The 11,032-nt window shown below is 62.6% G+C and carries 7 protein-coding genes and 2 pseudogenes; 6 read left to right on the top strand and 3 right to left on the bottom strand.

The annotated features are described in order from the left end of the window. Nucleotides 1-149, bottom strand: a pseudogene (locus tag A3AI_RS49710) (IS256 family transposase); the annotation flags it as partial. 96 nt (nucleotides 150-245) lie between these two features. Here A3AI_RS49710 and A3AI_RS0139715 point away from each other — a divergent pair. Together A3AI_RS0139715 and A3AI_RS0139710 are read left to right on the top strand one after the other, a co-directional pair. Then, nucleotides 246-1,214, top strand: a pseudogene (locus A3AI_RS0139715) (FAD-binding oxidoreductase); the annotation flags it as partial. A 587-nt stretch (nucleotides 1,215-1,801) separates the two neighbouring features. Then, entirely contained in the window at nucleotides 1,802-2,782 is a 981-nt protein-coding gene (locus tag A3AI_RS0139710) for an ABC transporter substrate-binding protein (RefSeq protein ID WP_024520809.1), read from the top strand. Nucleotides 2,783-4,515: 1,733 nt separating this feature from the next. On the opposite strand, the gene A3AI_RS0139685 is transcribed toward A3AI_RS0139710, so the two are convergent. Next, nucleotides 4,516-4,710: a hypothetical protein gene (locus A3AI_RS0139685; protein ID WP_024520805.1), complete on the bottom strand. Its 195-nt coding sequence runs from the start codon at nucleotides 4,708-4,710 to the stop codon at nucleotides 4,516-4,518. Between the two features lie 197 nt (nucleotides 4,711-4,907). Here A3AI_RS0139685 and A3AI_RS0139680 point away from each other — a divergent pair, with 197 nt between their 5' ends. The 4 genes from A3AI_RS0139680 (at nucleotide 4,908) to A3AI_RS0139665 (ending at nucleotide 9,733) form a co-directional block, all read left to right on the top strand. Next, nucleotides 4,908-5,924 (top strand): TRAP transporter substrate-binding protein, encoded by a 1,017-nt coding sequence (locus A3AI_RS0139680; protein WP_024520804.1) that lies wholly within the window; start codon nucleotides 4,908-4,910, stop codon nucleotides 5,922-5,924. A 137-nt stretch (nucleotides 5,925-6,061) separates the two neighbouring features. Next, the gene (locus A3AI_RS0139675; RefSeq protein WP_245287062.1) at nucleotides 6,062-8,362 is read left to right on the top strand and encodes a TonB-dependent siderophore receptor; all 2,301 of its coding nucleotides are present in this window, start codon (nucleotides 6,062-6,064) and stop codon (nucleotides 8,360-8,362) included. A gap of 22 nt (nucleotides 8,363-8,384) precedes the next feature. Continuing rightward, complete coding sequence (locus A3AI_RS0139670; protein ID WP_024520802.1) at nucleotides 8,385-9,512, top strand: PepSY-associated TM helix domain-containing protein; 1,128 nt, start codon at nucleotides 8,385-8,387, stop codon at nucleotides 9,510-9,512. Then, a complete protein-coding gene (locus A3AI_RS0139665) occupies nucleotides 9,509-9,733 on the top strand; it encodes a hypothetical protein (RefSeq protein ID WP_024520801.1) in 225 nt (74 codons plus the stop codon). The genes A3AI_RS0139670 and A3AI_RS0139665 overlap by 4 nt, the downstream gene beginning before the upstream one ends. On the opposite strand, the gene A3AI_RS0139660 is transcribed toward A3AI_RS0139665, so the two are convergent. Next, nucleotides 9,702-10,994, bottom strand: a complete 1,293-nt coding sequence (locus tag A3AI_RS0139660; protein ID WP_024520800.1) for a spinster family MFS transporter — start codon at nucleotides 10,992-10,994, stop codon at nucleotides 9,702-9,704. The two genes, A3AI_RS0139665 and A3AI_RS0139660, sit on opposite strands and share 32 nt — an antisense overlap. Between the last annotated feature and the right edge of the window lie 38 nt (nucleotides 10,995-11,032).

Below are 11,032 nucleotides of genomic sequence, written 5' to 3'. Positions count from 1 at the left end.
AGCTCGGACGTGCTGGCCAGAAACGTGTCGACCTCGATCTCGACCGCCCTGGCGAGCAGGTCGCGCGCCCCGGCGCGGAGGATATCGGTCAGTGGATCGTCAACCGCGGAGGGCTGACGAAAAGCAAAAACGTTGGTAGTCTCGGTCATGGCGTATCGCTCTCCTTGAGGTTCTGGCAGGCTCGACACCCGCCTCGATACGCCGCCTCTCTCAACCCGTCATCACCCAGTTTCGGCCATAGCTCTGCCGACGCTTCGCTAGGTGGCATGGCCTCGACAGGCGCATCGGGAACGACCACGGTGCGGTACGGCACGATGAAGGACAACGTTCTGTCCTTGAAGGTCGTCTTGCCAAACGGTGAGCTGATGACCACGGCACGTCGCGCGCGGAAGACTTCGGCCGGGTACGATTTGACACGGCTGATCGTTGGAGCGGAAGGCACGCTCGGGGTTATCACCGAACTCACATTGAAGCTGCACGGCATTCCCGAAGCAATGTCCGCCGCTGTTTGCCGCTTTCCTTCGGTTGATGAAGCCTGCCGGGCTGCCATCACAGCGATCCAGTCGGGTATTCCAATTGCACGGGTCGAACTTCTGGACGAGATGCAGGTGCGCGTCAGCAATGCATACTCGAAACTGAACCTTCCCGAGCAACCTATGCTTTTTCTTGAGTTTCACGGCTCCGAGACAGGGGTTGCCGAACAAGCGACGCGGTTCGGTGAGATCGCTACCGAATTCGGGAGCGGTGGCTTCGAATGGACGAGGGCGCCGGAGGACCGAACTCGGCTGTGGCAGGCTCGGCACGACATGTTCTGGGCGATTACATCATATCGCGCTGGCGCCAAGGTGGTCGTTACCGACGTGTGCGTGCCGATCTCGCGGCTCGCGGAATGCGTCAATGCTGCCAAGCAAGAGATTGAGCGGGCTGGATTGATCGCGCCGATCGTCGGCCACGTAGGTGACGGAAATTTTCACGCCAGCTTAATGGTCATGATGGATGATTTAGATGAGATCGCGCGTGCCAAGGCTTTCATCGAACGGCTAGCGGAGCTGGCGATCGCCTTGGACGGGACCTGTACCGGCGAACACGGGATTGGCGAGGGCAAGAAGCATTTCCTTGTTCCGGAGTTTGGGGAGGCTGCGGTCGGGGTAATGCGAACGCTCAAGCGCTCGTTCGATCCGGACGACATTATGAATCCCGGAAAGGTCATATAGGGAACGCCTAAAGCCTTGAAGGTCTGCTTCTGATGCTGTTGACGGCTCCTCCACCGGCGCGAGAGCCCCGGCGTGACGTAATGGTTGGGAAGGCGAACAGCACTTAATGCAGTGCCGGTCGATCCGGCGATCAGGACAACCCACACGGGCCACAGCATCATCGAATGCGTGCTTTTGACCGGGACCTGATCCGCGGAGGGCATTATGGCCAGCGGTCATGAGTACCGCGCAAACAGGCCGAACACATGGCTGCTCCGACCATTACTGCGAAGTGAAGATTCTTCTTGCCAACCCGGAGCCGTCCACACATGGCCCTTCGCGACATTTCGCGGCAACACAATAATTCAGTCGCGTCCGGGGGTGAAGCAGACATCGGCGGTTGCGCGCGCTTGAGGGACAGCGACGCAAAGACCCATCTGCGACATTGGCTTTCTGTTCCGCTATCCAAATCTCCGTCATAGGCCTAGATTACCGCCTTTGAAGCAGAATTGTTGCCGAGCGCCGACAAGGTGATCGAATGAGAGGGCATGATTTCGTCATGCTGAACCTTGGCTAATTCGAGCGGCGAACCTGCGCGAGTGGCGGATATGAGACGGCGCGATTTCGTTACGTTTTTTGGTAGTGCGGCGGCTCTCTGGCCGCTTGCGGCGCGAGCGCAGCAAGCGACAAAGGTGCGGCGGATCGGATACCTGGGATTTGGCCCTGCCTCCAGTTGGACGAGCGAAGTTGAGGCTCTGCGGAGCGGCCTGCGCGATCTCGGCTATGTCGATGGCAAGGACATCGCGATTGAGTTCCGATGGGCGGAGCGAGCCGACCAAACGTTTGATCTCGCAACCCAACTCGTTCGAATGAACGTCGATGTTATCTTTGCGCCCGCCTCAACGCAGGTGGAGCCCGCCCGACGTGCGACAAACACGATCCCCATTGTCTTCGCTCAACATGCCGACCCGGTCGGCCTGGGAGATGTCGCGAGCCTCTCGCGCCCTGGCGGAAATATCACCGGCATGTCGATGCTTCTCACGGAGATCTCCGTCAAAGAGCTGGAGATTTTGAGGGAAACGTTGTCCGACGCGGTTCGGATTGGTGTTCTCTGGAATCCCACGACGCCGTCGCACCCATCTGCGGTAAGGGCGGTTGAGGCTGTAAGCGACAAGCTTGGAGTCCAACTGGTCTTGGCTCAAGCTGGAACTGTCTCCGAGATCCAGGAAGCGTTCGCGACGATGTCGCGAGAACGGGTCAGTGGTGTTCTCGTCTTATCTTCACCACTCTACACCGCACAGGGCGCACTCCTGGCCGACCTTCAGATGAAGCATCGGTTGCCGGAGATCTTCGCAAACAGAGCGAACGTGGACGCGGGTGGTCTTGTCAGTTATGGCGCGGATTTAAACGATCTGTATCGACGTGCCGCATCCTATATTGACAAAATTTTCAAAGGCACCAGCCCGGCTGAGCTGCCAGTCGAGCAGGCGTCCAGATACTTGATGGTTTTCAACCTGAAGACTGCGAAAGCACTGGACATCACCATTCCCCCGACCGTGCTCGCGCGCGCTGACGAAGTGATCGAATAGGGCGCAATTGCTTCGATGCATGAGTCTGGAATTGGCCCCGAATGCGAAGTCAGGACGGGCCGCTCGATCTGGTGACAGCCGATGGCCTTCTCTATCCCAAAGCGGTGCTGGAGCGCGAAGGGCTGATGCAGAAGAAGGCATTTCTGGAGAGCTGACAGGCGCTCTCTTAGATTGCCGGCCTTGCGTTGCGCGGCCTAAAAAGGCTTTTGTCCGCCGGACGATCAAATCTAGCCGGACCGAAGGCGAACACCGGCTCCCGAGCCCGTCGTCTGCGATGGCCGCCAGCTCCCTCCACCGATGGAGAAATAGCCCGGACGACACCGTCCACCCGAACCGTCCGGCTCGCGCGGAGGACGCGTAGGAGGAGGGCAAGCCCGAGCGCCATCAGTAGCAGACCGGGCCAGGTTGCCGTCCATCCGCCCCCGCCGCCGCCCGTGTCAGGGTTGGAACCGGCAACCTGGCTCGCTGGAGGTACGGTGGCGGCCGCATCGCCGGCGGGTGGAGCAGCAGCCAGAAGCGCGTCCACATCAACTTGACGTGGCATTGGTTGGTCGGCCGTGAGCCGATTGGTCGCGGGCTCGGTAACGACTGATGCCGGCGCTTGCGGCGCTGCGTCCGCCGTAAGCGGGACCGGAGCGGCATCGACCAGCTGAGTTCGGGGGGCGGGCGGCGTTGGCTGGGGCGCTTCCGACGGCGCGGGGCCTAGCAGCTCCGTGCGGGCATCGACGACCGCTCTCCGGTTGCGCGGCGCGGAGTCGTTTTCTTTGGGATCGGCAGCACGAGGTTTCGCGGCGTGACGAGCCGATTTCTTCACGGTCGCCTCGGCGGCCTGAAACCAGCATTTGCGGTGGCCGTCGTAACGATAGACCCAGTGCTGGCCCTCGGCCGTCGACTTGCCGGGTTGCGGCAAGCACCCCTCTTCGGTGGGAGCGGGGGCAGTGGTTTCTGCCGGAGCGGGCGCAGTGGCTTCTGCGGGAGCGGAATTGAACAAGGCGTCGAAGGGATTCGAGGATGCCGGCGACGTCGAGAGACCTACGAGGAGAAAAGCGACAAAGTAAAATCGCAAATGACCGGACATGGAAACCCCCGGTGTTGCGCCCCGCCCGGGCACGACCTTTGGCCGCGACTTGGGTTGCAATGCGACCCAAATCCGGCAACGCGGGGGATTCATTCTGGCGCGGAACCGGGATCCGGGCACGCGTTCAGGGGCCAGTCTGCAGCCGCGGGCTCATCGGCGTTCATATCATCACGTCCTCGATCGCCGGAGCAATCGACGGCACGTCGCAGTCAAGCATCGATTTCCGTCGCTCGCGGCTCGGCTGTTTCCCAAATTTGCTGCACCGGCAACCGGGCGGCGTAGTGAGGCCGCCGTAGGAACTGCGCGTCCGCCCAGTGATTGATTCACGGGTCGACGGCCGTTGAGCCTCCAGCCCAATCCGTCGGCCTGACGCGGCTTGGCTCCTCCGGGAGACGAAGCCGCGTCTCTTCCTTGGCCCATGCGTCATTTGTTGACATCGCCGAATACCGCTCAGCGCGGACAGTCTTATTCAACTGTTGCAGCGCCTTTACCGCCCCTGTGACGGCGGAGGTCTCGGGTTCGAGCCCGGTTTCTGCCGCCATTAAATCAAGGGCTTGCAGCAGTAGTCTCCGGGTTCTCCATTGCGGTCAGCGGCCCAGCAAAAAGGCCGCCGGAAAGGCGGCCCGTCAAGACTCCGTGAGAGAGGCCGATTGGCTTAGCGCACGGCGGTCGTATTCGAGGTTGTCACCATGACCGGCTTGTCGGCCTTGATTACCCGGGCGGTCTGCGAATAATCGACGTTGTTGCGGGTCGCGATACCGAACGCCGCCACCGCGATACCGGCAACCAGCGCCACCACCACGATCTTCAGGTGGGTCGCACGGTCCGCCGAATGAATGGAGTGGTTCATCTTAGCCTCCCAAGGCGTCTCAGAAGCGCCTTCTGTCTGATGGGAGGGATAGACGCCCTCTGTTTCACCCCGGTTTCGTTGTTTTCCCAAAATGGTTTCGCGGGGGCGTGTGGCTGGTATCATGCGGCCCTTGCGGGTCAGACTGCTTCGGCTGAAACTGCCGCTGGGGTGCAATCAAGCGCCCGGGAGGCAAAAAAATGAAGAAAATGACCCGCCGGGCCCTGCTCGGGTCGGCTTCGGCCGTCTGTGCGGCCGCAATTCTGGCCAGGCCGGCCAATGCCGCGGCCGAGTTCGAGTTCAAGCTCGGCGTCAACACCCCCGATACCCATCCTCTGACGGTTCGGCTCGCCGAGGCGGCCAAGGAGGCGGGCGATCGGTCCGCTGGCCGGCTGGCCGTCACTGTCTTTGCCAACAGCCAGCTCGGCGGCGACCCGGAGATGCTCTCCCAGCTCCGGGCCGGCGGCATCGAGCTGCTCGCCGCGCCCTCCATGACGCTCTCGACCCTGGTGCCGCTGTCGGGCCTGCCCAGCGTCGGCTTCGCCTTCCAGTCCTACGACCAGGTCTGGGCGGCAATGGACGGCGCCGTCGGCGATCTCGTCCGCGACGCCATCGGCAAGGCCGGCGTCGTGCCGATGCGGAAGACCTGGGACAACGGCTTTCGCCAGATCACCTCGTCCTCAAGCCGCCAGCTCAATGCCGTCGACGACCTCAAGGGCTTCAAGATCCGCGTCCCCGTCACTGCGCTTCTGACCTCGCTGTTCTCAGGCCTCGGCGCCTTGCCTTCCAGCATCAGCTACAGCGAGCTCTATTCGGCGCTGCAGACTCACATTGTGGAGGGGCAGGAAAATCCGCTGGCGCAGGTGTCTACCGGCAAGCTCTACGAGGTGCAGAAATATTGCGCGCTGACCAACCATTGCTGGAGCGGCTATTGGGTCATCGCCAATCGCCGCGCGCTCGCAGGCCTGCCGCCTGATCTGCTTTCCATCCTCAACGAAAGCTTCGATGCAGCCGCGGTGAAGGAGCGTGCCGATCTTCTGGCGATGGACCGCTCGCTGGAGAGCGAGCTGAAGGGCAAAGGCATGGTGTTCAACACGCCCGATCCCAAGCAATTCCGCAGCGCGTTGGTGCAAACAGGCTTCTACGCCCAATGGCAGAAGAGCTACGGCAACGAAGCCTGGGAGAAGCTCGAGCAATACACGGGCAAGCTGACATGACGTCGCAGCTCTGACCAAGAGCGCTTCTAAGAGAGTCTCTAAGAACGGCTCTAAGAGGCTTTCAATTAGTTAAATCGCAACCCTTCGCATAAGCGTCGCTCTCACGGCACGTCGTCGAAAATCAAAACGACGTGACGATGCTCTCAATCAAGAGTTGGGGTGGCGCGTTGAACTCGTTTGGTCTGTTGCGGATCGCCGCGTTGGCGACCGTGTCCGTCGTTGTCGTGTGGCCGCAGGTTTCCGTTGCACAGCAGTCAGGATCGTCAGGCCAGTCCGCTGGTGCACAAAGTCTTCCGCCGGTTACGGTCAATCCCGCAGCGCCGCGGCGCCGCGTCGGATCGCAGGCGGAGCGCCGGCCGCGCCGAACCGTGCAGGCCGCGCAATCAGCAAAACCGCAGGGCAAGCACGAATTTGTCGAGACGCCGCGTGGCCCGATCCGGGGCTATGTCGCCAACCGCAGCTCGTCCAGCACCAAGACCAATACGTCGATCATGGAAACCCCGCAGTCGGTCTCCGTCATCGGCACCGATCAGATCCGCGACCAGAAGCCGAACAAGCTGGACGAGGTGCTGCGCTATACCGCGGGCGTGCGCGCCGGAACCTTCGGTGCGGACACCCGCAACGACTGGTGGCTGATCCGCGGCTTCAAGTCCGACGACGTCGGGCTGTTCCTGGACGGCATGCAGCTCTTCTACACGTCCTACGCAAGCTGGAAGCTGCAGCCTCCGGACATGGAGCGCGTCGAGGTGTTGCGTGGTCCATCAGCTGTGCTCTATGGCGGTTCGAGCCCGAGTGGCATCGTCAATGTCATCAGCAAGATGCCGCCGGCCGAGCCGATCCGCTATGTCGAGACCGGCGTCAACAATTTCGGCAACGCCTATGTCGGCTTTGATTTCGGTGGACCAGTCGCAACGTCGACCGAAAGCGGCAAGCTGTTCTATCGCCTCGTCGGGCAAGTCCAGAACGGCGGAACGCAGGTCAACTTCACGCCCGACAACAACTACTTCATCGCGCCGTCGGTCACCTGGAAGCCGGATGCCGACACGACCTTCACCGTGCTGGCGTCAGCGTCGAGGCAGGATACTCGCGGCATCAACTTCCTGCCCTATGAGGGGACGGTGACCAATGCACCGTTCGGTCGCATCCCGACAAGCTTTTTTGTCGGCGATCCCAGCGTCGACAAGTTCACGCGAGAGCAGGAGATGCTCGGCTATCAGTTCGAACGCAACCTCTCCGACAGCATGACATTCCGGCAGAATGCCCGCTTCGCGCACGTCGACGTCACCTATCGCGGCTACATCGGCAATGGTTACGCCAACGAGGCGGCCGGCGACCTCGCGCGCTACAATTGGTATGCGAAGGACACCGCCAACCAGGCCAATCTCGACAATCAGCTGGAATACCGTTTCGACACCGGTCCGGTGAAGCACACGATGCTGTTCGGGGTCGACCTGAGGGGCTACCAGATCGATGACTACCAAAACTTCCAGTTTGGCACGGTCCCGTCGATCAACGTGCTGAATCCTGTTTACGGAATCGACATTCCACTGACGAGCGCGCCGTTCAGGAATTACCTCATCACGCAGAAGCAGACCGGCACCTATCTTCAGGACCAGATCAAGCTCGGCAATTTCACGCTGGTGTTGAGTGGCCGCAATGATTGGGTCGAGACCAGCCAGGCCGACCGTGTCAGCGGGGCTACGGTTGCGAGCCGCGAGGACAGCCAGTTCAGTGGGCGCGCCGGACTGATCTACAATTTCGACGATGGTCTCGCGCCCTATGTCTCCTACGCGACAGGCTACAATCCGGTCATCGGCCTCAATGCAGAGAACCAGTTGCTGTTGCCTGAAACCAGCGAGCAGGTCGAAGCCGGCCTCAAGGTCCAGCCCAGGGGCTTCGACGGCTACTTCACGGTCGCGGCCTTCGATCTGAAGCGTCAGAACGCGCTGACGACCGATCCCACGAACGTGCTGTTGCAGAACCAGACCGGCGAGGTCACCTCGCGCGGCATGGAAATCGAGGCGGTGGCCAATGTCACGCCGGAGCTGAAGCTGATCGGCGCCGTCACCGGCTACCACATCTTCACCAGCAAGGACCTCGATCCGTCGCTGATCGGCAAAACGCCGACCAATACGCCGGAGGTGATGGCGTCCGGCTGGGCGGACTACACCTTCAAGCAGGGACCGCTGACGGGATTTGGCTTCGGGGCGGGCGTACGCTACGTCGGCTCCTCCTGGGCCGACGCCGCCAACACGCTCGAGGTTCCCGCGGTCGTGCTCGGCGATCTCGGGCTCCACTACGAATGGAAGAACTGGCGGACCGCACTGAATGTTATCAACGTGACCGACAGGATCTATGTCGCAAGCTGCGCGTCGGCTTCGTCCTGCTTCTACGGAGACCGTCGGCGGATCACCGCCAGCGTCTCCTACAAATGGTGATGACGGCTGAGGAGGCGGCCTCGTGAAGGCGCGGACGGTCAGACTTTGGTCCGTGGTCCACACCTGGACCAGCCTGATCTCGACCGTGTTCCTCCTTCTGCTCTGCCTGACGGGCCTGCCGCTGATCTTCCATCACGAGATCGACGAGCTCCTGGGCTATGCACCGCAGTCGGATCCGGCCGCGGCGCAACCCGCCGCGCCGGTGCAAAGGATTGCGGACGCAGCGCTTGCTGCCGATCCCGGCCGGGTGCTGCAGTACATCTCCTGGGACAAGGACGAGCCCGGGATCATCACGGCCTTCACCAACGGCGCGCCGGACGGGATTCCCGACAACGCGACAGTACGGGCCTTCGATGCCGTTACCGCAAAATTGCTCGGGCCGGTCGGCGCCGGGCCGATGTTGATCGTGCTGAAGCTTCACACCGACATGTTCGCGGGCCAGGCCGGAAAGCTATTTCTAGGCGCCATGGGCCTGCTTTTCGCCATCGCGATCATTTCGGGCGTGGTGCTGTACTGGCCGTTCACCCGTCGCCTGCGCTTTGCGACCATCCGGCAGGGCAGCACGCGCCGCGTCCAATGGCTCGACTGGCACAATCTCTTGGGTGCGGTGACAATCGTCTGGGCGCTGGTGGTCGGCTTGACCGGAGTCGTCAACACCTGGGCGGAGCTGATGCTGAGCCGGTGGAAGGCAACCGAGCTTGCGCAAATGGTTGCGCCCTATGCCGGCAGGCCACCGCCGTCGCGTCTGGCCTCACTGGACGATGTGGTGGTGCGGGCGAAGCTCGCGGCGCCCGGGATGGAGATCAGTTTCATCGCCTTTCCCGGTACGCCGTTCTCGAGCTCGCATCACTTCGTAGCCTTCATGCGCGGCGATACGCCATTGACGTCGCGCCTGTTGAAGCCGGTGCTGCTCGATGGCGAGACGGCCGAGGTCGCGGACAGCCGCGCGCTGCCGATCTATCTGCAGGCGCTGCTGCTGTCGCAACCGCTGCATTTCGGCGACTATGGCGGCATGCCGCTCAAGGTGGTCTGGGCCGCGCTCGACGTGATGACGATCGTCGTGATTGGCAGCGGGCTTTATCTATGGCTGGCGGGGCGGCGGAAGCGGGCGCCTCCCGCGGCCTCGCCCGCGCCGGCGCTGCTGCAATGAAAAAGCAATCGAGGGGATGGCGCGTGTTCGGTGCGCCGGCCGCCATCGGCGCGCTGACAATGGCCGGCCTCGCGATTGGGCTGTCGGTCGGCGCGGCCGGGCAGCATTTGTCATCGGCCTTGGTCGGATCGCCGGTGGCGGTCGTCGTCTGGGTCTGGCTGCGCGTTCAGCTCAGGCGCCTTGGCACGGCTACTTCGCCCGCGCGATATCGGCGCGGATGAAGCGGGCGGCCCAGACGAACAAGAGGGCTCCCAGCGTCGTGGTGGCGGCTGCCGAGAGCAGGGAATAGCGCACCGCATCCGCGCCCAATGCCCCTTTCAACGCGTCGTTGATCATGCCGACTGCGAGCGGGCCAACGCCTTGGCCGAAGCAGGTCGCCGTCAACAGCACGAGCGCGGAGGCCAACGCCCGCATGCTAGGCCGCGCGACGGTTTGCGCAATGGCAAAGATCGGGCCGAGATGGAAGCCGACGAGGAACGAGGTCGCTGCGAGCGCCGCGACCATGGTGACAAAGCTTGGTGTCAGCATACACAGCGCGAAGACGGGGCCAGCGAGCCCCGACATGATCGCCGGCGCCCACAATTTCCAGCGGTCGTCCTGCCGGCTGATCTTCCCCACCACCAGCCCGCCGACGAGCGTCCCGGCGATGCCGCAAAGGCCCTTGAAGGTGCCGGCATAGGTGCCGATCTCGGCGCTCGACAGATGATGCACGCGGGCGAGGAAGGGAGGAATCCACGCGGCGGTCGCGTAATTGGTGTAGCTCGTCAGGCAAAAGCCGATCAGCACGATGACGAAACTCGGCTGGGTCGCGAGGAACCGCAGGGTCGGGCCGATCGGCTCCGGCACGAACGTCTCGGCCATGGCGCCCCGCTTGGGCTCGGCAATCGTCAGCCACAGCAGTGCAGCGAGGGCTATGCCGGGCAGCCCGGCTGAAAAGAATGCGGTGCGCCAGCCATAATGCTGGCTGACCCAGCCGCCGATGAAATAGCCGAGGAAGACGCCGAGATAGGTGCCGATGGCATAGATGCCGAGCGCGCGTGGCCGCTCGTTCTTGTCGAAGAGGTCGGCGAGCAGGGACTGCGAGGCCGGTGTGCCGGCGGATTCGCCGATGCCGACGCCGATCCTCGCCAGCGCCAGCGTGGTGACGCTGGAGGCTAGCCCGCACAGGAACGTCATGGCGCTCCAGAACGCAAAGGCCAGCGCGACGATGTTGCGCCGGCTGACCCGGTCGGCGATCCGTGCAATGGGAATCCCGAGCAGGGAATAGAACAGCACGAAGCCGAACCCCGCGAGCAGGCCCATGGTGGTGTCGCTGAGCGCGAATTCCTTTTTGATCGGCTCGATCAGGACGTTGAAAATGGTGCGGTCGAGGAAATTGAGCGCATAGACCAGGGTGAGGATCGCGAGCACGTAATAACGCCGCGGCGAGGCGGCAGCTGAAGAGCGCAGTTCCGCGCTCGCCGCCGGAGCGAGATCGACCATGTTTCCTTCCCCGTGATGTCTTGTTCTTGTCTGGCCGC

The sequence above is a fragment of the Bradyrhizobium sp. Tv2a-2 genome, assembly GCF_000472425.1.
Lineage (GTDB): Bacteria > Pseudomonadota > Alphaproteobacteria > Rhizobiales > Xanthobacteraceae > Bradyrhizobium.
This window is presented reverse-complemented; position numbering and strand designations above follow the sequence as displayed.

Excerpts from the sequence above, each read along its gene's own strand:
- A3AI_RS0139660 (WP_024520800.1), bottom strand. The coding sequence starts at position 10,994 with ATGGTCGATCTCGCTCCGGCGGCGAGCGCGGAACTGCGCTCTTCAGCT.
- A3AI_RS0139710 (WP_024520809.1), top strand. The coding sequence starts at position 1,802 with ATGAGACGGCGCGATTTCGTTACGTTTTTTGGTAGTGCGGCGGCTCTC.
- A3AI_RS0139680 (WP_024520804.1), top strand. The coding sequence starts at position 4,908 with ATGAAGAAAATGACCCGCCGGGCCCTGCTCGGGTCGGCTTCGGCCGTC.
- A3AI_RS0139675 (WP_245287062.1), top strand. The coding sequence starts at position 6,062 with ATGCTCTCAATCAAGAGTTGGGGTGGCGCGTTGAACTCGTTTGGTCTG.
- A3AI_RS0139665 (WP_024520801.1), top strand. The coding sequence starts at position 9,509 with ATGAAAAAGCAATCGAGGGGATGGCGCGTGTTCGGTGCGCCGGCCGCC.
- A3AI_RS0139685 (WP_024520805.1), bottom strand. The coding sequence starts at position 4,710 with ATGAACCACTCCATTCATTCGGCGGACCGTGCGACCCACCTGAAGATC.